This is a genomic window from Pseudomonas sp. GW822-FHT02D10 (genome assembly GCF_058802345.1).
This window is the reverse complement of sequence record NZ_JBXAOB010000014.1, coordinates 88,731-108,587: the sequence shown is the minus strand read 5'-3', so window position 1 is coordinate 108,587 and position 19,857 is coordinate 88,731. Positions and strand designations below refer to the sequence as shown.

18 protein-coding genes are annotated in these 19,857 nt (G+C 55.2%); 13 read left to right on the top strand and 5 right to left on the bottom strand.

Annotated features, from left to right (window positions below; genetic code table 11):
• Positions 1-64 precede the first annotated feature (64 nt).
• From AC1RPZ_RS20970 to AC1RPZ_RS20960, 3 genes are read left to right on the top strand one after another with little or no spacing between them, the layout of a single operon-like run.
• The gene (locus AC1RPZ_RS20970; RefSeq protein WP_493139046.1) at positions 65-1,069 is read left to right on the top strand and encodes an ArsJ-associated glyceraldehyde-3-phosphate dehydrogenase; all 1,005 of its coding nucleotides are present in this window, start codon (positions 65-67) and stop codon (positions 1,067-1,069) included.
• Between the two features lie 11 nt (positions 1,070-1,080).
• The gene (gene arsJ / locus AC1RPZ_RS20965; RefSeq protein WP_493139044.1) at positions 1,081-2,310 is read left to right on the top strand and encodes an organoarsenical effux MFS transporter ArsJ; all 1,230 of its coding nucleotides are present in this window, start codon (positions 1,081-1,083) and stop codon (positions 2,308-2,310) included.
• 56 nt (positions 2,311-2,366) lie between these two features.
• Complete coding sequence (locus AC1RPZ_RS20960; protein ID WP_493139042.1) at positions 2,367-2,654, top strand: hypothetical protein; 288 nt, start codon at positions 2,367-2,369, stop codon at positions 2,652-2,654.
• Positions 2,655-2,818: 164 nt separating this feature from the next.
• On the opposite strand, the gene AC1RPZ_RS20955 is transcribed toward AC1RPZ_RS20960, so the two are convergent.
• The 4 genes from AC1RPZ_RS20955 to AC1RPZ_RS20940 are packed head-to-tail and all read right to left on the bottom strand — an operon-like array spanning position 2,819 to position 7,028.
• On the bottom strand, positions 2,819-3,943 hold the full coding sequence (locus AC1RPZ_RS20955; RefSeq protein ID WP_493139040.1) for an agmatine deiminase family protein: 1,125 nt from the start codon (positions 3,941-3,943) through the stop codon (positions 2,819-2,821).
• Positions 3,944-3,957: 14 nt separating this feature from the next.
• A complete protein-coding gene (locus AC1RPZ_RS20950; protein WP_493139038.1) occupies positions 3,958-5,061 on the bottom strand; it encodes an extracellular solute-binding protein in 1,104 nt (367 codons plus the stop codon).
• A 1-nt stretch (position 5,062) separates the two neighbouring features.
• Entirely contained in the window at positions 5,063-5,971 is a 909-nt protein-coding gene (gene aguB / locus AC1RPZ_RS20945; RefSeq protein WP_493139037.1) for an N-carbamoylputrescine amidase, read from the bottom strand.
• A 4-nt stretch (positions 5,972-5,975) separates the two neighbouring features.
• Entirely contained in the window at positions 5,976-7,028 is a 1,053-nt protein-coding gene (locus AC1RPZ_RS20940; RefSeq protein WP_493139035.1) for an agmatine deiminase family protein, read from the bottom strand.
• Positions 7,029-7,162: 134 nt separating this feature from the next.
• Here AC1RPZ_RS20940 and AC1RPZ_RS20935 point away from each other — a divergent pair, with 134 nt between their 5' ends.
• Entirely contained in the window at positions 7,163-8,035 is an 873-nt protein-coding gene (locus AC1RPZ_RS20935) for a LysR substrate-binding domain-containing protein (protein WP_493139033.1), read from the top strand.
• 241 nt (positions 8,036-8,276) lie between these two features.
• Positions 8,277-8,654, top strand: a complete 378-nt coding sequence (locus AC1RPZ_RS20930) for a c-type cytochrome (RefSeq protein ID WP_493139129.1) — start codon at positions 8,277-8,279, stop codon at positions 8,652-8,654.
• A 172-nt stretch (positions 8,655-8,826) separates the two neighbouring features.
• Here the strand turns inward: AC1RPZ_RS20930 and blaOXA are convergent, their stop codons facing one another.
• The gene (blaOXA, locus tag AC1RPZ_RS20925) at positions 8,827-9,645 is read right to left on the bottom strand and encodes a class D beta-lactamase (RefSeq protein ID WP_493139031.1); all 819 of its coding nucleotides are present in this window, start codon (positions 9,643-9,645) and stop codon (positions 8,827-8,829) included.
• A 476-nt stretch (positions 9,646-10,121) separates the two neighbouring features.
• On the opposite strand from blaOXA, the gene AC1RPZ_RS20920 reads away from it, so the two are divergent.
• The 8 genes from AC1RPZ_RS20920 to AC1RPZ_RS20885 all read left to right on the top strand — a co-directional run bounded on the left by AC1RPZ_RS20920 (position 10,122) and on the right by AC1RPZ_RS20885 (position 19,605).
• The gene (locus AC1RPZ_RS20920; RefSeq protein WP_493139029.1) at positions 10,122-11,144 is read left to right on the top strand and encodes a hypothetical protein; all 1,023 of its coding nucleotides are present in this window, start codon (positions 10,122-10,124) and stop codon (positions 11,142-11,144) included.
• A 195-nt stretch (positions 11,145-11,339) separates the two neighbouring features.
• A complete protein-coding gene (locus AC1RPZ_RS20915) occupies positions 11,340-12,563 on the top strand; it encodes a hypothetical protein (protein WP_493139027.1) in 1,224 nt (407 codons plus the stop codon).
• A gap of 42 nt (positions 12,564-12,605) precedes the next feature.
• Entirely contained in the window at positions 12,606-13,694 is a 1,089-nt protein-coding gene (locus AC1RPZ_RS20910) for a hypothetical protein (protein WP_493139025.1), read from the top strand.
• Positions 13,695-13,755: 61 nt separating this feature from the next.
• Complete coding sequence (locus AC1RPZ_RS20905) at positions 13,756-14,460, top strand: hypothetical protein (protein ID WP_493139023.1); 705 nt, start codon at positions 13,756-13,758, stop codon at positions 14,458-14,460.
• Between the two features lie 56 nt (positions 14,461-14,516).
• Positions 14,517-15,743, top strand: a complete 1,227-nt coding sequence (locus AC1RPZ_RS20900; protein WP_493139021.1) for a hypothetical protein — start codon at positions 14,517-14,519, stop codon at positions 15,741-15,743.
• Between the two features lie 34 nt (positions 15,744-15,777).
• Positions 15,778-17,112: a hypothetical protein gene (locus AC1RPZ_RS20895; protein ID WP_493139019.1), complete on the top strand. Its 1,335-nt coding sequence runs from the start codon at positions 15,778-15,780 to the stop codon at positions 17,110-17,112.
• On the top strand, positions 17,102-17,941 hold the full coding sequence (locus AC1RPZ_RS20890) for a hypothetical protein (protein ID WP_493139017.1): 840 nt from the start codon (positions 17,102-17,104) through the stop codon (positions 17,939-17,941). The genes AC1RPZ_RS20895 and AC1RPZ_RS20890 overlap by 11 nt, the downstream gene beginning before the upstream one ends.
• Before the next feature lie 290 nt (positions 17,942-18,231).
• Entirely contained in the window at positions 18,232-19,605 is a 1,374-nt protein-coding gene (locus AC1RPZ_RS20885; protein WP_493139015.1) for a transposase, read from the top strand.
• Positions 19,606-19,857 lie beyond the last annotated feature (252 nt).

Below are 19,857 nucleotides of genomic sequence, written 5' to 3'. Positions count from 1 at the left end.
ATTTGAATATTCGATCAGGCCAGCCCTGCCCCTCCGAAGACAGCATACGAAAGAGAACAACGCCATGAGCATCAAAGTAGGTATCAACGGTTTCGGTCGAATCGGTCGTCTTGCCTTGCGCGCGGCCTGGCACTGGCCCGAGTTTGAATTCGTGCAAATCAATGACCCTGCTGGCGACGCTATCACCCATGCGCACCTGATCAATTTCGACTCAGTGCACGGCCGTTGGCACAACGAAGCCAGCGCCGATGGCGATTGCGTGGTCATTGACGGCCGACGCATTCGGGTGACAGCCAACAAATCCATCGCCGACACTGACTGGTCCGGCTGCGATCTGGTCATCGAAGCCAGTGGAAAAATGAAGACCGTTGACGTGCTTCAGGCGTATCTGGAACAAGGTGTGAAACGCGTGGTGGTCTGTGCACCGGTGAAAGAACAAGGGGCGCTGAACATCGTCATGGGCGTCAATCAGCACCTGTTCGATCCGGCTCAGCACCGTATTGTGACCGCCGCCTCCTGCACCACCAATTGTCTGGCTCCAGTGGTCAAAGTGATTCACGAAAACCTGGGTATCCGCCATGGCTCGATCACCACGATCCACGACCTGACCAATACCCAAAGCATTCTCGATCAGCCGCACAAGGACCTGCGTCGTGCCCGTGCTTCGGGCATGAGTCTGATCCCAACCAGTACGGGGTCGGCGACAGCGATTGCGGAAATTTTTCCAGAGTTGCGTGGCCGCCTGAACGGCCATGCCGTGCGCGTACCGCTGGCCAATGCGTCGCTTACCGACTGCGTGTTCGAGGTGGAGCGTGAGACCTCGGTGGATGAGGTCAATGCCCTGCTCAAAGCGGCGGCCGCTGGCCCGCTGAAAAATATCCTCGGCTATGAGGAGCGTCCGCTGGTTTCGATCGACTACCGCACCGATCCGCGCTCCTCGATCATCGATGCGCTCTCGACCATGGTGGTGAACGGTACCCAAGTGAAAATCTACGCCTGGTACGACAACGAGTGGGGTTACGCCAACCGTGTTGTCGAACTGGCCAAGCTGGCCGGCTTGGCCGGTTAACAGGAGCGAGCATGAAGGCGTTGTCAGCCCTTTCCCCGAAAGTTCGGCAGTATCTGCTGGTCACCGGTAACTACTGGGCCTTCACCCTCACCGATGGCGCGCTGCGCATGCTGGTGGTGCTGCATTTCCACAGATTGGGCTACTCGCCGCTGCAAATTGCCGCGCTGTTCCTGTTCTACGAGATCTTCGGCGTCATCACAAATCTGGTGGGCGGCTACCTGGGCGCTCGCCTGGGCTTGAATCGCACGATGAACATCGGCCTGGGCCTCCAGGTGGCCGCCTTGCTGATGCTCACAGTGCCAGCCGCCTGGCTGACCATCCCCTGGGTGATGGGCGCTCAAGCGTTGTCCGGTATCGCCAAAGACCTCAACAAGATGAGCGCCAAGAGTTCGATCAAGCTCCTGGTGCCCGACCAGCAGCAAGGCACGCTTTATCGGTGGATAGCCATTCTGACCGGCTCAAAAAACGCCCTCAAGGGTGTGGGCTTCTTCCTGGGCGGCGCCTTGCTGACAGGGCTGGCGTTCAGAGGAGCGGTGCTACTGATGGCAGCGGTATTGGCGCTGATCTGGGTCGCGAGCCTGTGCTTGCTGAAAAAGGATCTGGGCAAAGCCAAGGCCAAGCCGAAGTTCCGCGAGATTCTGTCCAAGAGCCGAGCGATCAACCTCCTCTCGGCCGCGCGACTGTTTCTCTTTGGTGCTCGCGATGTGTGGTTTGTCGTCGCCCTGCCGGTGTACCTGAGTGAGGTATTTGGCTGGGACTTTTGGTGGGTGGGTGGGTTTCTGGCGGCCTGGGTCATCGGTTACGGCATCGTCCAGTCTCTTGCCCCGAACATCACAGGGAAGACCCGTGACCATGTCCCGGATGGGCGAACGGCCTTCGTTTGGGCGGCGTTGCTGGCCGGCCTGCCGGCAGCCATCGCCCTCGGCCTCTCGACGGGCTGGTCGCCCCAGCCTGTGCTGCTCGGTGGGTTGATGATCTTCGGTGCGCTGTTTGCGGTGAACTCATCCTTGCACAGCTACCTGATCGTCTCCTACGCTCAAGAGGACGGCGTATCGCTGGACGTGGGTTTCTACTACATGTCCAACGCACTGGGGCGGCTGCTCGGCACCGTGCTGTCCGGCTGGATTTACCAGGCCTATGGACTGGAGGCTTGCCTGTGGGTTTCCACCGCCTTTGTAATGTGGGCCGCTCTGATTTCTATCGCCTTGCCCAGGCATGCCGAAGCGATACCGTCGACATGACAAGGTGAGATTCTGCTGGCTGAATGCGAGTGGAAGAAAGATATAGGGGAAATGAGATGACCGGAAAAACAGCACGCCAATGCTCGTCATGGGTCCTACCCTCCCTGCTCGCCATCAACCTGGCGCTGACAGCGGGATGTACAGGCAATCGCTATTCGGCCTCAAGCACAGGCTCAAACTGCTACGCAAAAGCGCTACCCACTGTCGGCGAGGGCGGCCTGGCTTGGGGCTCCACCTTGAACATGGCTCGCCAAAAATCCCTGGATAATTGCATACGCTATGCCGGCCAGTCCGGTGGTACGCCGAGTACCTGCCGAGTGGTGATGGCGGAGTGCAAAAAATAATAGAGCGGCAGCGAAGCAGGCCGTTCGGTTCGCGGTCAACCCTCTGCCCGAACGCCAGCCGGTCACGACCGAGGGCATCTGATTAACGCACCCATATAAGGCGCCTTTGGCGCCTTATTCGTTTCTGGATCCAGCGTCTGTAGAAGGCAACGAGTTGATCCAGGCTAAACCAAAGGTTGGTGACTGGTCACACAGTGGATGCCGCCACCACCGGCGGCGATTGCGTCGATATTGAGCTGCACCACCTCACGGTCCGGGTAGAGCTCGGACAACAGCTCAAAGGCTTTCGTATCTGCCGCCTTGTCACCGAACTCGGGCGCAATGACCGCTCCATTGATCACGAAGTAGTTGATATAGCCTGGCGCGAAGTCTGGATTGTTTTTGCTGAACCGACTCTTTCGTGGATTGAGCGGAGGCGACACGGTGTGCACGTGCAGCGTGCGGCCATCGGCATCGGTGGCATTTTTGAGAATCTCCAGATGGGCAAGCGTCACTGCGTGGTCATAGGACTCGGGGTCGTTGTCGAGGTTCGCGATCACGACGCCCGGCTTGACGAAGCGGGCGTAGAAGTCGACATGGGCGTCGGTGATGTCCTTGCCTTTGATTCCAGGCAGCCAGATGATTTTGCGCAAGCCAAGCCTGTTCTTCAGCTCTTCCTCTACGTCGGCCTTGCTCCAGCCCGGATTGCGGTTGGTATTGATCCAGCTACTTTCGGTCATGATCCCCGTGCCGTGGCCATCCACTTCGATAGCGCCGCCCTCGCCGACCAGCCGGCTGCGGATGTAGCTGGCGTCAGCTGTCCGGGCGACCGAAGCGGCCAGCTGCGCATCATCGGCATGCTGCTGCTTGTTGCCCCAGCCATTGAAGTTGAAATCCACCGCGCCGAGCCCACCTTCGCCATCGATGACGAAGTTGGCTCCAATATCGCGCATCCAGATATCGTCCAGCTCCGTGACAACAAAGGTGATGTTGCCCGTACCGCATTTTTCTTCAGCCAGATCCCGCTCGCTCTCGCGGCAGAACACGGTCACCGGCTCATGCTTGGCAATGGTGCGGGCAATCCGGCCCAAGGCATCTTGCACGTCAGGCGCGAAGTCCTCGTGGATGGCCTCCTGTGCACCAAAGGCGATAAAGGCCCGCCGATGTTTGTCGCCCTCGTCCGGCATATGCCAGCTGCCCTTGATGGCTGCTTGCACCCGGGGTGGATTCAGACCCAGCCCCATGGACGCCGCTGCGCCCAGACTGGCAACGACCGATACCTGCTTGATGAATTCACGGCGTGTCGACATGCGTACCTCTCTGTTCATTTCGTGGAAGCTGTCTTGAACTTGGTCCACGCCCGCATGCGCGCACGCATATCCGCCTGGGGAATGTCTTTGCCCGGGATCAGTCGTTCGTAAGTGGCGTCATCGAGGTAGATATCCGGGTTGTTACGCATCATTGAATCGACGCTCGGACGTGCCTTGGCGTTGGAGGTGGGGTAACCGGTGAAGTTACTGATGGCGGCCATGTTCTCCGGGCGCATGACGAAGTTGATGAACGCATAGGCGTACTCTGGATGCCTGGCGTCGACGGGGATCGCCATGGTGTCCATCCACACCGTGGTGCCCTCGCGCGGGATGTGATACTGGAACGTGGTTTTCTTGCCGGCGGCATCTGCAGCCCGTTGCGCCTGGGTCATATCCCCGCTGTAACCAAGCGACAGGCACAAGTTGCCGTTCACCAGATCGGTCACCGGTTGCGACTGGAACTTACGGATGTACGGCCGTAGTTTCAGCAAGAGTTCACTGGCCGCTGCCAAGTCCTCCGGCTTGGCGCTGCGCGGCTCACGGCCGAGGTAGTTGAGCGCGACCGCCAACACTTCGTCCGGCGAATCGATCAGGGAGATACCGCAGTCCGCAAACCTGGCGGCCAGTTCCGGCTTGAACAGCATGTCCAGACTATTCACCGGCGCATCCGGCATACGCTTTTTGATTTGCTCGGCGTTGTAGGTCAGGCCGATGGTGCCCCACGTGTAGGGGACGGTGGCCTTGCTCGAGTAGAGATAATGCGTACGCAGTTTCTGCAGACCCGGCTCGATGTCATCCAGGGCGGTGAGCTTTGACTTGTCCAGCGGCTGCAGGCTGCCGGCGCGCATCAGACGTTCGCCAACGGTGTCGCCCGGGAAGATCAGGTCATAACCGCTGCCGCCAGCCATCATCTTGGCTTCTAATGTCTCACTGCCATCCATGACGTCGTAGATCACCTTGATCCCGGTTTCGGCGGTGAATTTGGACAGGGTGTCCTCGGCGAAGTAATCGGCCCAGTTGTACAACCTCAGGGTCTTCTCCTCCGCCTGCACCGACGACAAAACACTGCTTAGAGCCAGCCCCAAGGAGCAGAGCAAAAGCTTGTTGGTCACGTTCATGTCAAACCCCTTGAGTATTCCAGCGAGCATTAATGTGACGACCATCCAGGCTTAACAGCGCCCCGTACATGTCTGGACGGCGGTCGCGGTAGATGCCCCAGGTCAGGCGCTCTTCGCGCATGGCGGACAAGTCCAGGCTGTGTACCAGCACACCCAAGCTGTCGCGGTCAGCCTCGGCGAGGAGCTTGCCCTTGTGGTTGCAGATAAAGGACGAGCCGTAGAAGTTCATCTGCAGGGTCGGATCGGTGGTCGCCACTTCTCGACCGATGCGGTTGGCTGCCACCACCGGCAGGAGGTTTGCGGCGGCATGGCCGCGCATGGTCATCTGCCAGTGGTCACGTGAATCCAGCGCGGCGCAGCCCGGTTCAGAGCCGATGGCGGTGGGAAACAGCAAGACTTCAGCGCCCATCAACGCCAGGCAGCGTGCGGTCTCGGGGAACCACTGATCCCAACAGATCCCCACACCTATGCGCCCAAAAGCAGTGTCCCAGACCCGAAAGCCGGTATCACCGGGGCTGAAGTATTCCTTCTCCTGATAGCCGATGGCGTTGGGTATATGCGTCTTGCGGTACACACCCAGCAATTGCCCATCGGCATCGGCCACGCTCAACGAATTGAAGTAGGCATTGCCCGCCTTCTCGAACCAGCTCAGCGGCAGCACCACACCCAATTCCCTGGCCAGTGCGGCAAAGCGCTTGAGCACGGCGCTGTGCTGATATTCCTCAGCCAGCGCCAGGTGTTTGTGATGTTGCTCGATGCAAAAATAGGGCGAGGCAAACAGCTCCTGCAGCAGGATGACCTGGGCGCCCTTGGCGGCCGCATCACGCACCAACTGCTCGGCCTGATCGAGGTTGTGTTTCAGATCCCAGGTGCAGGGCATCTGGGTTGTGGCAACAGTCAGGATAGTCATGGAATTAACCCTTCAGTGGCCAGGCTGGCTGTTGCTGGGTAATGCAATGCACACCGCCACCGCCATGGGCCAGATGATTGATCCGCACCGGCACCACCTCACGTCCGGGGAACGCCTGCCCCAACACTTCGGCAGCCGCGTTGTCGGCGTCAATGCCATAGGCCGGCATGATGATGGCGTTGTTGGCGATGTAGAAGTTGGTGTAGGAGGCACAAAACACTTCAGCCTCGGTGTCCACGGCATCGGTGGCTTCATACAGTTCGATCAGCTCAAACGGTCGACCGTGGGCATCGGTTGCCAGCTCCAACGCGCGACGGTTTTCTCGTACAACCTCGGCATACACCGAATTCTTGTCGTGAGTGGCGTCCACCAGCAGCACGCCAGGGCGGGCGAACGCGCACACGCCATCGACATGGCCGTCGGTCATGTCACCGGTCACATAGTCTGGATCGCCCGGCAGCCAGACGGTCTTCTTCACGCCTAGCAAGTGAGTGAAAATCTCCTCCATCTCGGCCTTGTTCATGCCCGGATTACGATTGGGGTTGAGCAATACCGACTCAGTGGTGATCAGCGTGCCTTCGCCATCCACATGAATGGCGCCGCCTTCGTTACTCAGCGTGGGAGCAAAGCACTTCACTCCCAGGTGATCGAGTGCGCGGCGGGCCAGGCTTTCGTCCAGGTCAAAGGCCGACTTCCCGCCCCACGCGTTGAAGCGCCAGCTCACTCCGGCCAGCCCCTGTTGCGGGTGGCAGATGAAGCTCGGGCCGGAGTCCCGGCACCAGCTGTCGTTCACCGCCAGCTCGATCAGTTCGATGTTGGGCCCACACAACGCTTTGGCACTCGTGACAGCAGAAGGGTCAACGACCATTTTCACCGGTTCAAAACGGGCAATGGTGTTGGCCACACGAGCGAAGTCCTCTTGCACCAGCGGCAAGGTGACGCCCCAACCCGACTCCCAGAGTGCCTGGTTGTGCGGCCAAACCATCCAGGTCGCTGCGTGCCTGACCCATTCCGCCGGCATCAACCAACCATTGTTTTGAATTTCATTCTGCTGCATGACAAGCACCTTTAAGTTAAGTCATTGTGTTCAATGAAAACTGCCTATGCGGTCTTGGCATGCATGCTACGTCTGCAAAAACGGGCAAACAAACGATGGATTTTGTAGATAAATGATTAGAGGAACTTATCAGCATGCTCAAGCACTGGCCGCCTCTCGGCACCCTTCGCGGCTTTGAAGCCGCCGCCCGGCTGGGCAGCTTCCACAAGGCCGCCGAAGAGCTGCACCTCACCCAATCGGCGATCAGCCAGCAGATTCGCAGCCTCGAGGCGTACCTTGAACAACCCTTGTTCTATCGCAGTGGACGCAGCGTCAGCCTGACCGATGCCGGTCACGACCTGCTCAGCACCACCCAGGCGCTGCTGCAACAACTCGCCGTCGGCATTCGCCGCCTCGGGCAGTACCAAAAACCCAACCAGCTGGTCCTCAACACCACCCCGGCGTTCGCCCGTCACTGGCTGCTGCCACGCCTGGAAGATTTCCGCCGCCAGCACCCGGAAGTTGATCTCTGGATCTTCAGCACCGATGAAGTCCCGGACATGACGAGCCAGACCATCGACCTCGCCGTGCGAGACGACATCAGCTCACAGGCCGAATGCAGCTTCAAGGTGCTGCACGCCGACCGCCTTTACCCGGCGTGCCACCCAAGCCTGTTGGCGGTGCCCAGCGCAGAGCGCACCACCCTCCATGGCGAACGGGAAATGGACTGGAGCCACTGGGCGGTGGAAGCAGGCATCGATGTAGGCCAGAAGGATCAGGGGCTGAACTTCTCCGACCCCGGCCTGCTGCTGGACGCCGCATGTGCAGGGCTCGGTATCGCCCTGGTCAGCCAGTTATTGAGTCAGCCCGCGCGCGCCAATGGGCTGTTGCAACCCTTGGTCGAGGAAACCATTCGCGGCCCCAACTGGGCGCTGCTGACCCATCGTGATAGTGAGAATAATCCGATGGCGCGGAGTTTTAGTGAGTGGTTGCTGAGCAAGCTGGCAGCGGGGAGACAAGTGATGTAGGGGTTTTGGGTCAGGACTGATGGGTGCCGCCCCCAGGGTTCATAGAGTGCACTTTGATTTGCAGATGCATGAAAGGCTGCTTTGGGGGGGTGGATTTCGGTCAGCTGGGACGGGCAAGAATCGGCCAAGAGCTACCGTGCCCAGAACTACTTGCCTATGGCAAAGCAGCTTCGGATAAACTAAAGCTAGCTCAGTAGAGACGCTCTCTAGCATTCACGGACGAGACAAAACCCACATGTTAATGAAAACATCACTCATCGCCTCGCTAGTAACTTTATCGCTAATTCAAACATCACTATCCTACGCGGATAATGTCAATGGGAAAAATCTCTATTTACAGAGATGTGCCATGTGCCACGGAATAGATATCAAAGCAACAGGACCATTGGCTAATAAAAGCAATCCTCCTACACCTGACCTTACAACATCCGCCTTCAAAAAACGACTAAACGATTATCCGGGCGTTATTGTATCATCGATAATACTTCGCCCAAATGGAGACCTGATTCCAAAAACGTTGCAAGAGAATGGTGTAAAGATTCCGCCACACGCTTGGAGCATTAAGGATCTGCGCGATTTAAATCAATACATGATTGGTGTGATTTCAAAAACTCGATGAGTTTGAGATGGGCGGTGGGCACGAAAATCCAAGAACCATTTCAGGGTTGATTACAAACAAATCACTCAGCGAAGAGCTGATGAGATATTAGACATGATGTGAAAAGGAGACAGACTTATTTATCTGCCACAAGCCTCGACAGCAATGAAAAATAAAACTGTCCCCTTTTCATTCATTTGCGTTTCACTAGCGAGTTCGCTAGCTGAGGCCATTGCTCCATCAATACATCGCGCACTCGTAGTCCCGCAGGTATGGATTGCGCATGATCGTCTTGAACTAGACGGGCGAAAACCAGCGAATGCCCATCCTTTGTCGCCCAGCCGACAAACCAGCCGTATCCATGGGCTTCATCGCTGCTCCCGTCCTCCATTCGAGGAAAGGCCGTGCCTGTTTTGCCGTGAACATTCCAACCGTCGGGCCGTTGGGCAATTTGCGAAATCCGACTCGTCATATCAAAGGCATGTGGGCTCACTGGCAATTGGCGATTCACCAGTCTCTTCAAAAAAGTGATTTGTTCGTGAGGGGAAATCTTCAAAGAGGAACTGATCCAGGCACGATCAAGGCCATTGTTTTTTCCGGGATCACCGGACAGGTCGGTATTCCCGTAATCGAATGCCTCGGCATATCGCTTGACCGTTGCCTCTCCCAGCGCATGAGTAACGCGTTGAGAGAACCACACCACAGAATACTGAAACCATCGAACTGCATCTGTAGGCTCCAGCCAGGCAGCGCCTCCCCAATCAGGATCACCGGGATGGTATAGCAAGGTCGGGAAATGTTCGTCTCGCAAAAAAGCCGCGTCGAAACCCATCAGGCTTATCGCGATCTTGAATGTTGAGGCAGGAGTCACGCGACGGTAGCAATCACCCTCTTGCTGCAAAACGTCACCGCTTTTGGCATCTGCCACAATGGTGCAGATAGTCCCGGCCTGTGCTGCTGAAATGCTGAATCCCAGAATCAATAAACCCAATGCAGCGCTGCGCATAAACATGCGTTCTACTCCTTTAGTAGGCGGCCCCATAAGCCTCTCTCAAAAGCCTTGAGCGACCGTAGGGCAAAACTGTTGCCTGCCCGCTGGGGCGGACGCAACTTATCAGTCCGAGCGAATTCTACCGGCAGGCGCTGTATCAATGTCAGCTTCCGGCCGATTCTGTTGAAAAAGTCGCTCTGCCCAAACTGCCTGATCATTGACTGGTGAAAACGTCGTTTTTGCACGCTGCTACGTGAAATCCGAGTCTGGAAGACTCTGCCAAAAGTAAAGATTTCAATCTCGGACGCGTACTTTTCTGATGCGCAAACCATGGCCGACTGTTTTCAACAGAATCGGCCAGAAGCTGCCCCTCACTTACGGGACAGCTGTTTCAGCGTGAGAGCCACTTTTTTACCCAGTGGCTAGGTGGACGGCGCCAATGGGAGCAACTTAGCGCCATCCCGATACGTAAAAAGAGAAAATAATTGTGGCTCGCGATGATCGTAATCTGCCATCATCTGTATGGCGCAGTGGTTCTGCGTGCAGGGCCAAAGCTCTGTAGCTTAGAAGCTGAACCTACTTCTTTTCTTTTTAGAAAAGAAGTAACTATAATAATGCCTTGGGCGAAATTTATGATTGATACGGATGTTTTCAGCACACCATTTCGGCTCATTAAGCATGTTGATGGTTTTTTGTTGAGGCTCAGATCTGTTTTGTCTGAGACCTATTTCGTATCTAACGAAAATGCGTTGTTTAAGTACGGGTACTGCGCTGCCTTGTTTTTTTCGGTCCATGCTCTTTTAGTTGGAATATGGGCTGCTATAAAAACCGACTCATTTTCTTTTTTTGTTGGTGGCATCGGCGTTTCAATTGGATCGCTGCTGATTTTGTATATATCAACGAAATTGATGCCTTCTGTTCTTGCTTTAGTAAAAAACTCACCCTCTACGGTATCCAGTCCTGTTATTTTCGACATCATGGCGTTGCTCTGTTTTATGCTGGGTGCTCTGGTTTTGATTTTAGCGATCTACTCTGGAATAAAGTCATCCTCCAGTAATCTTGTATTTTATGGCGTCGGCACATTTATCTCCCTGTGCTATGCCGCCTCAATTTTTTTCAACCCTTCTTTAATCTCGGTATCTGTATCGGAAAAGACCTCGCCAGCCCTTGAAGGGTTGAGTGTTCTTTCCAGCTTTATCAAGGCGGGCGCTCGAGTCGTTGTTATAAATTTTGGCTCGTGGTTGGTGATTGGAGAATGCTCTCTGATCATTGACACCTTCGGTGCCATTTCTGACAAACACTCTGACAGTGTCTCATTCCTTCTCGAGTCTGCAACGTCTCATCTTTCGTTAATTGGTGCTGGCCTTTTTGTTGCGATCATTACCTATTTCACCTTTATCGGTAGCATGTTTGTATTGCAGATTACGGAAGCAATACTCATCATTCCTGATCGATTCCTGGGGTTAAGTAAGGTGATTGCGATCACGTCAAGATCCAGCTCAAAAACACCAGTCCCATAGTCTATAGCCTCCGCTGTTGATGTCTGAGTTCCTGTCTGGGGTGACGAGGCGTAAACATTCGAATATACTTTAGTGTAATGCCTTATTGCCATCATCTGGGTTAAGTTGAACTCTTGGATGGATAGGCGTGCAGGCGTAATCATTCTAAGCGAGTTGGTGTGAAATCCTGCCAAGAATAGTTAGGGACTGACTTCATTGAACAAGATTGTTTGCGGTATTCTATTTCGCTTCACGGCGCGTCTACTTAAGTTTAAGCCTTCACTGCGTCTTCTGAGTGGATGCCTTCTGCTGATCGCCGCATTCCCTTCGTTTTCCGCTGAGCCCACAAATGTCTATTTTGCAGGGTTTGCTTTGGCCGGTAACGCGGCTGAGTCGGAAAAGGCTTTTCCGATCAGCTCGCGACTGCTTCAGGAAAAGAACAGCAAGGATGGCACATACCTGCTTGAGGGGGAGCTTTGGAAATATGTCCAAGGTAGCAATCATCCCAAACTGACCATCAAGCGAGACCTTGCCTCAGGCCTCGTTCCTGGTGATTCGGTTGCCATGGCGTTTGTTCTTGAGTGGGAGAATGTCTCGAGCGAGACAGTAGCCGGTAGAACAAAACTGGTTGCTGATTTGCACGGGCAGGTGTTGATTTTCGACTTCGAGAGCAAAAAGGTGATTGGCTCTTATCCTGCAGCCGTGCAGTTGCTGGATGTCATCGATGGCCCGGTTAACGACAAGGTCAAAGAGTCACTCATCAGGAGCCTGTATTTCGGAACCTCGGGTAACAGCCTCTTCGCTCAGGCGGCGAAGCGGTTACCTTCGGTCAGCGTCAAACCATCGACTGGTAATTATATCCAGATCGTCTCCGTCGATCTGGAAGCCAAGGCCAGGCAAACCCTCGCTGAGTTTCGTGCAGATCCACAGGTTCTGATTTCTCGTGTCGCAGACGCCTTTGGTGAGCGGCTCTACGAAAATAATCATGTCGCTTATATCCCGTACTCCAAAGGCTCGGCCATCGGTTCCAAGATGGCGGCTAGGTTTGCTAATGGTGATGTTTTCCAACTGGAGCTACCGACCCCTGATTACCGTATTCATTTGGTTGTACGTGGCTATAAGAAACAGCTGCTCGACTCAAATAACGTGGAGGCGGCTTGGGGATACGCCGCTTACATGAATGTTGCGATCAAGAGCTTTGACGACAACACGGTATATCTGGATAGCCCGTTCAAATTTGCCGTTTCGAAGAATGTAGTGTCGGGCACCCACGACCAAGACGATTGGTCGGCGTTCCAAGAAGCAACGTTCTCGCTTATTGACCAGATTACGTTGCAGGTAGCCACTCCGGACAGCGATTGGCTGAAGCAATGGTCGGAGGGTAGTTCGACGAAGGATCAGCTTAAAAAATTGTCCGGGATTTTGGCTCGCGCCCGTTAGCCTCAACGCATAAGTCAGCCATTACGACACAAGGGATGAGTGATGAGAAGTAAGTGGATTGGAACGCTGTTGGCTTCGTGGCTATTGGCTTCAGCGGTACAAGCAGCCGAAGTCCAAGGAAAAGCAGACCTATCGTTTGAGAATGGTTTTTTCTCGAAAGGTCCTGATTCCAAACTGCGACAACAAGGCATCGTCGCCGCCAAGGCCAATGCATGGAACCGTTACACCGCAACCTTCAACCCGGCCCGCATGAAGAGCTACAAAGCAATACAAAAAGACGTTCTTGCGAATATTGATGAGTACATCATCGACTACAGCGTTTTGGACGAATCCGTTAACAAAGAAACCCAGCTTTTTTCAATTGCCATTCGGGCGAACATCAACGAGGCAGCACTTGATGCGCGCCTCAACGCCTCCGGTAGCGGCCCGGCCAGTTCCGGGGGGGGGCAAATGTTTAGCTTCGTTTTTGTGGCGAGAGAGACGGCAACGCTCAAGTCGTTCGATGATCGCAAGACGGCGATCAACATGGACGAGTCAGAGTTAAAGGCCAAGAAGAGCGGTGGGATTAGTGGTGGCGGGGCTTCAGTTGCTGAGTCTTCGACCTCTATGAACAAGACAACTACTGGCGGCAGCACGCTGCGCCAAGCTGACGACCGAACCTACCGTGTCCGCTCTGGTAGTGATGTGGATGCTGCACTGACCGAAACATTGTCAGGCGATGGCTTTGAAGTCGTTGGCTACCCGGATGTTTATTCCAACTGCGGTGGTCCTGCCCCTGATGTTCTGAATAAGGAATTTGCGGCCTCGGACGAAATGACCCCTGGGTCTCGCTCGGCGGCAATTGCCTCTGCTCGTAGCTGCGAGGTGAAGTATTTCTCCGTTGGCACCCTCGACATTGGTCTGAGCGATGTTGATCCGGTAACGGGCAACAAGCGCGTTTTCGTTTCGGTCCGCAGTCAGGTATGGGATATCTCTTCAAAAATGCCGCGTCGAGTGGCCTCGGTTGGCCCAATCCAGTATGCCGGCCTGGGTCCTGACCCAGAGGTGGCATCGCGCAATGCTCTGCGGTTGGCGGCAACGTCGTCGGCCAAGACCATGGTCGATCAGCTGAACTCCAAAGGCGTCCACTGATCCCGCCAGAAAATCCGCACTACTGCCACATACATAACTACCCCCTGATAAGGAACTTCGAATGTACGTTAAGAAAATCGCCGCCCAGTTGGGTTTGACTGGTTTCATGGCTCTTGCCGCTGCCTTTTCAATGCCTGCTGCCCAGGCTTTTGGTTTGGCGGACATCGCCCCTGCTGGCGGAGCAGCCAAAAGCAGTGCGGTTGATGTCGGTTCTCTGCTGACGCAACAGAAAGACCTGATGGGGCGCTTCAAGCAGTCGATGAACAACATGCTTACGGCTCAATCGCTGACCCTTGAGGCCGGCGGTTTGAAGGAAGAGGCTCAGAAGGCAAGCGCTGCTGCGGCTAACTACGGTCAAGGCTCTGTCATCACTAAAGACCAACTGGCACGTGATACCAAGGTCTCCGACAATGCCTCCAAGGCGATCAACGACCTGATCAAGAAGAATGGCACCCTGTCCGCGGCAGGCCAGGAAAAACTGCTGTCGGCCGTACCTCACTATGGCGCGGGTATGTATGAAGGCACCAAGTTGCCGAAATCCTTCCAGTCCTGGACCGACTCGGCCAAGAGCGGCCTGGGCGGCTTGAAGACCGACCCGATGAATGCCAGTAAGCTGACTGGCAGCCTCGATGACGTGACCACTGTGGCCACTAACTTGCCGGCCCTGTTGGGTACCTGGACCACCACATCGAAGGCTTTCCTCAACTACGCCAAATCCAACAAGGTCGACACCAAGGACCTGAGCAGCAAGATGGGTAACCTCTAATCAGGTGATGGAATGAAGGTGGCCTCGGCCACCTTTTTTATGCAAGGTGAGAAGACATGAAGTCCAGGGTGTTGGTCGCGTTGACCGGAATTATCGCCATGCTAGCCGTACCTCTCGCATTGGCTGCAGGCAGTCTTGAACGAGTGACCGTGCAGACCGAAGGCTCCGGCAGTTCCTTCGGGACGGCTACGGCCTCGGCGTTGTCGTCCGCTGTCGCTCAAGTGAATGGTGCTGAATTAGCTTCAAGCACCCTGAGTACGGAGCTGACCCAGACGTTGGATACGAACGCAGGCAGTGACTTTGCAGCGGCCAGCGCAACCGTTGAGGCCATTGCCCAACGAACAAAGGGCTTGGTTCAAAGCTACCGGATTTTATCAAAGGCTGAAAACGCAGGAGTCTGGACAGTATCGGTCGAGGCCACAATTTCAAAATATGCAAGGTCGGAACAAGCCGATCGTCTGCGTATGACGGTTTTACCCTTTCGCACCCAAGGCGCCGATCATGGAAATATCAGCGACCGCTTCGTCATGGACTTGACCACAAACCTCACCAGCAGCCGAAAATTCGCAATGCTGGATCGTGCCTTTGAGGGGGAGCGCCAATCTGAAATGGGTGTGCTTTCCTCAGAAGGAACATCGATGGAGGAAATGGCCAAGCTCGGCAACCGGTTGGGCACGGACTACATGATTGTTGGCGTGATTGATGATGCAAGTATTCATACCCAATCAACAGAATTGGCCGGCAGAACACTGACCGCCAAATCGGCCACCCTGTCCATAAGCTACAGGGTCATCGATGCCCCGACAGGCCAGATCAAGATGGCGGATAGCTGGACTGGCGCCATGCCGGGTGGCTCCGTAGACGGGCTGGCGGCCAAAGCAGCCGAGGCCATTAGCCGGCAGATCGTTGATTCCATCGCGCCAATTAAAGTGGAAAGCGTTTTGGGTGATCAGCTTTTCCTTGGCCAGGGCGGCACGTCGATCAAAGTGGGTCAAAGGTACAGGTTGTTACTCGCGGGTGACGTCATTGTCGATAGCTACACCAAAGAGAGCCTGGGCCGTCAAGAGATAGAAGTTGGGCTGATAGAAATCATCGACGTCCAAAGCAAAATCGCCAAAGCCAAAGTTCTGAAATCGAATGTGAACATCGCGGAGAAGTTCCCGACATCGACGTTCATCGTGCGCCTGCAATCGGAAGCTGCGAAGCCAGTGTCAGCGGGTGCGTCATCCAAAAAATCTGCTCCAGTGACAGCTCTCAAGCAAAAAGTTGAAAGCGACTGGTGAGATGTTGTTAGAGCGTAAGGAAGGAATACTCGCCATGGAATATCCGTTCAAGAATTTGGCTTCATCAATCACCCTTGGTGTTGCGCTGATTGCTGCTGTAAGCGTCGCCCATGCGGCTACGATGTCGCTGGATGATTTTGTTCCACCGGTCAGTGGCGGTACAGACAAGCCGCAAAAGGCCGCCTCGCAGGCCGGCGACGTAGTGACTGCCGAAAACATGCAAGACGGCCTTGGGTATGCGTACCAGCAGCTCATTGCCGATAACGGCCAAGGCATTCTCACCGTCAAGACAAAGACCGGTATGGGGGTCATTTCCGCATCGACAGAAGGTTACACCCGTTACGAAAACCTGAACGCTACTTTGCTTAGTAAACGCGGTGCATACTTCAAGGCGTTTAATAGCGCCCAAGGCCAGATGGTCAAGTACCTTGAGGGCCTTGAGAGCAATTGCAATAGCGCGACTACGTCCAAACAGTTGACGTTGGACACCGGCAAAGAGTCGCTGGCAAACAGCGCGACGGGCGCTGCAGAATCCTGCAAAGAGACCGCCAAGGGAATTCTTGCAGGTTATGTCACTTACAGCGTTAACGATAACGATGCCGACAATCAAGTCACGATCACGCTGGCCAGCAGTACCAAAACCCGTGGTGCGCTCGATCGCATGAATAGTGCGGTTGTCTCGACAGCCGATCCAAAGAAAGCCTTCGAGTACATCGCCAAGGAAATTTCTTTGGGGATCGTCCCTCCCATGGGGGCGAAGCTGATCAATGACCCGGTTACGGGTGAGTCCATTGTGATCGGATTTGGCAGCAGCATCATTCGCCAGAACAAGGACAAGCAAGTCATGGCGACGATGGCCAAGATGGCGAACGAACAGTCCAGGATGCGCGCAAACAATTCCTTGGTGGCCTTCTTGAATGGCAGTGAGGTTTACTGGCAGGGTGGCTTCGACGAAGTTCAGGGCGAATCGGCTCAACAGTTCGATGTGCCTGTGGGGCAGGATAGCAAGCCGCAAACCCCGGTTGCGTTCGACGATACCCGTCATACGTTCTTGAACACTCTAAGCCATTCCGAGGACTTCAAATCAGTCACCGGTGGCAAGCTGCCGGCTGGGGTCATCACCAAAACTTTCTCCAGTGAAGACGGTTATTGGTCCAACACCATCTCCATCTACCGTGCGTCGGCAACCGCTCAGGCCCAGCAAGAGGGCCTTGAGAACCGTCAGGCCGGCGGCAAACTGGGCGTCGGTGGTGTGAGTAGCCAGCAGCAGACTCAGGGCCGCACCATTGAGATTGAAGGCGGCGTATCTCCGGGAAGTGTGAATCCGAAAGGGCCAAGTGGTGCCGTGGTCAGGGACAATGATTTCTGATCGGCTAGCGGTGAAGGTTCTGGTCCTGCTGGGTGCCCTGCTTTCAATGGCAGTTGCACCCACCTTTGCATTTGCCGATGCAAAAAGTGAGCTGCGCCAATTCATTCAGGACACTCCTGAGCTTCGTGCCGTATTTGGTGGTTCGGCGGTGGATGCCATATCGCCTTTGCGTGCCGAAACCAGCACGACAAGGGAGAGTGCCAGGCATGCCGTAGTGCTGTTCGAATCAACCCTGAAAATCGGCATTGGCGAGGCTTTTTGCCATGCAGCCTTAGGTGGGGCGGATCGCATCGCCTGGCTGTCGCAACTTGAGGGCATGCCTAATAGCGATGGTCGGGTGGCAGAGGTGCTGGCAACAGAGCGATCAGTCAAATCAACGATGCGCAATGTTGAGTATCACTCGCTGAACAGTCCTTCCGGCTGGGAGTCTGGTGTTTGCGTGGTCAAACTGTCCGACCTCAATTCAACCTACCCGGAGCTGCCAGATCAAGCGATGGTGCGAGCCGCTACCTATCAACTTGGGAAGCAGTTATTCGCTGCTGGACGTACCGGTGAGGCCTTGGATCGGTTCAAGTCGCTAAAGCTGGATTCGAAAATATACCCCAATGCGCTGCTCTATATCGTTGTGATCCTGGACAAAGAAAACCCGGCGATTGCCGATGCACTGCGCAACGATTATGTGGATCTGTCGAAAGTGACCGACGTGGATGCATTGGGGACTTATGTCCAATTCTCCGTGACACGGAAACTGTTAAAGGAAGCTCGTGCTGGAGAGTTTAGATGTGTTGTGCTTGGGAGTCGGTGTTACGGAGTTCCGGCGGATCGATAGAGTCAGATCAGTTCGCTATTGACTCTAACTATAGGTAGACGACACGAGTGGGTAATTTTTTGCGCTATTTGTGCCTGATAAGGTTCTTTATTCGTGCGTAACTCCTTGTTTGGCTTGAGTGTCGCGAAAGAAAACGGTCTCGGGAGAAAAAACGAGATGACAGACGTGCACATAACGGAGCTAGGGATACCGTGTCCACAGTCTGCTCCTGGCCGATTCTGTTGAAAAAGTAGCTCCCCTGTCTGGCCTGCGGCAAAATCTCTGCATTGGCCAGCAGGGAAGCACGCAGCATGATGGGACAGTTATCGAGTGGGCAGGAGCGGCTGTTTTACTCGTTCAACCTTGAAGATCACATTCCAGCCAATCACCTTCTACGCAGCATTGATCGGTGTCTCGATCTGAGCGACCTGCGCCATTACCTCGCCGATTTCTATAGCCCGATTGGGCGTCCGTCGATTGATCCCGAACTGATGATTCGCATGCTGATCGTCGGCTACTGCTATGGCATCCGCTCCGAACGGCGGTTGTGTGAAGAGGCCCATTTGAACCTGGCGTATCGCTGGTTCTGCCGGTTGAGCCTTGAAGATGAAGTCCCCAACCACTCGACCTTTTCCAAAAATCGACACGGCCGTTTCCGGGACAGCGATCTGTTTCGCTGGTTGTTCAATGAAGTGCTGCGTCGCTGCATGGACGCAGGTCTGGTCAAAGGCGAAGGCTTTGCCGTGGACGCCAGCATCATCAAAGCGGATGCGAGTCGCCAGCGCGGCGTACCGGGTGATGAACCGGTCAACTGGAGCGATCCGGCCCTGAGCACCCGCGCCGTGCGTGAGTACCTTGAAGCCCTCGATGAAGAGGCTTTGGCCGAAACGCTACCGAAGCGCCTGTCGCTGACGGATCCTCAGGCCCGCTGGACCGCTGCTCCAGGCGGCCCAGCTTTCTACGCTTACTCCACGAATTATCTGATCGATACCGAGGACGGCGTGATCATGGATGTGGAACCCACACCGGCTCATCGAACCGCAGAAGTCGAGAGCACCAAGACGATGATCGATCGGGTCGAAGCGCAGTTCGACATCAAGCCAGAGCGCCTCATTGGCGACACCGCTTACGGCACAGCGCCGATGCTGGCCTGGATGGTGGAGGAAAAAGACATCGAACCGCATGTGCCGGTGTGGGACAAAACTGAGCGCAGGAACGACAGCTTTTCGAGTAACGATTTCCACTGGAATGAGGCGGCTGAGGAATACCGCTGCCCAGCCGGCAACGTATTACGCAGCGAATGGCGAGCCTTCAAGAACGAGCGTTCGCACGTCACCAAAGCCAACACCATCATCTTCCGATCCAGACAGACCGACTGCGCGACATGTCCGATGAAAGCCAAGTGCTGCCCGAACACTTCGATTCGCAAGATCGTCCGCAGCGTCCACGAAGCCGCTCGTGATGTGGCTCGACGCATCGCGGCGACGCCGGAGTACGTGCGCTCTCGCCACGAACGTAAGAAGGTCGAAATGTTGTTTGCCCACCTCAAGCGCATCCTGAAACTGGATCGCTTGCGACTACGTGGCATGAGTGGCGCGTCCGATGAGTTCACGCTGGCGGCCGCGGTACAGAACCTGCGACGTCTGGCCAAACTTGCATCTCAAGGGCCACCTTCTACGGGATAGGTGCGCCTGCACGAAGCAAAAAACCTCAAACCAACCCATTAACAGAGCAGCAAAGGTCAACGAAGGGCCGAGAAACCACTCAATGTGGTGAGTAGGTTCTCCGGTGGTGGTCGCGCCTGAGTTCAGGTGAGCTGAAAATCCGACTTTTTCAACAGAATCGGCCGATAGCAGTCATCGGTGGATGTCCCTTTTTGTACAAGGGTGTAGTAAACCGCAGACTTTCAGTGCATGCAGAATAACCAAGATCGCAGC

What these genes read in the sequence shown, in the direction of transcription:
- AC1RPZ_RS20950 (WP_493139038.1), bottom strand. Translation starts at nt 5,061, where the DNA reads ATGAACGTGACCAACAAGCTTTTGCTCTGCTCCTTGGGGCTGGCTCTA.
- blaOXA (WP_493139031.1), bottom strand. Translation starts at nt 9,645, where the DNA reads ATGTTTATGCGCAGCGCTGCATTGGGTTTATTGATTCTGGGATTCAGC.
- AC1RPZ_RS20900 (WP_493139021.1), top strand. Translation starts at nt 14,517, where the DNA reads ATGAAGTCCAGGGTGTTGGTCGCGTTGACCGGAATTATCGCCATGCTA.
- AC1RPZ_RS20920 (WP_493139029.1), top strand. Translation starts at nt 10,122, where the DNA reads ATGATCGTAATCTGCCATCATCTGTATGGCGCAGTGGTTCTGCGTGCA.
- aguB (WP_493139037.1), bottom strand. Translation starts at nt 5,971, where the DNA reads ATGACTATCCTGACTGTTGCCACAACCCAGATGCCCTGCACCTGGGAT.
- arsJ (WP_493139044.1), top strand. Translation starts at nt 1,081, where the DNA reads ATGAAGGCGTTGTCAGCCCTTTCCCCGAAAGTTCGGCAGTATCTGCTG.
- AC1RPZ_RS20895 (WP_493139019.1), top strand. Translation starts at nt 15,778, where the DNA reads ATGGAATATCCGTTCAAGAATTTGGCTTCATCAATCACCCTTGGTGTT.
- AC1RPZ_RS20940 (WP_493139035.1), bottom strand. Translation starts at nt 7,028, where the DNA reads ATGCAGCAGAATGAAATTCAAAACAATGGTTGGTTGATGCCGGCGGAA.
- AC1RPZ_RS20905 (WP_493139023.1), top strand. Translation starts at nt 13,756, where the DNA reads ATGTACGTTAAGAAAATCGCCGCCCAGTTGGGTTTGACTGGTTTCATG.
- AC1RPZ_RS20910 (WP_493139025.1), top strand. Translation starts at nt 12,606, where the DNA reads ATGAGAAGTAAGTGGATTGGAACGCTGTTGGCTTCGTGGCTATTGGCT.
- AC1RPZ_RS20890 (WP_493139017.1), top strand. Translation starts at nt 17,102, where the DNA reads ATGATTTCTGATCGGCTAGCGGTGAAGGTTCTGGTCCTGCTGGGTGCC.
- AC1RPZ_RS20930 (WP_493139129.1), top strand. Translation starts at nt 8,277, where the DNA reads ATGAAAACATCACTCATCGCCTCGCTAGTAACTTTATCGCTAATTCAA.
- AC1RPZ_RS20885 (WP_493139015.1), top strand. Translation starts at nt 18,232, where the DNA reads ATGATGGGACAGTTATCGAGTGGGCAGGAGCGGCTGTTTTACTCGTTC.
- AC1RPZ_RS20955 (WP_493139040.1), bottom strand. Translation starts at nt 3,943, where the DNA reads ATGTCGACACGCCGTGAATTCATCAAGCAGGTATCGGTCGTTGCCAGT.
- AC1RPZ_RS20935 (WP_493139033.1), top strand. Translation starts at nt 7,163, where the DNA reads ATGCTCAAGCACTGGCCGCCTCTCGGCACCCTTCGCGGCTTTGAAGCC.
- AC1RPZ_RS20960 (WP_493139042.1), top strand. Translation starts at nt 2,367, where the DNA reads ATGACCGGAAAAACAGCACGCCAATGCTCGTCATGGGTCCTACCCTCC.
- AC1RPZ_RS20970 (WP_493139046.1), top strand. Translation starts at nt 65, where the DNA reads ATGAGCATCAAAGTAGGTATCAACGGTTTCGGTCGAATCGGTCGTCTT.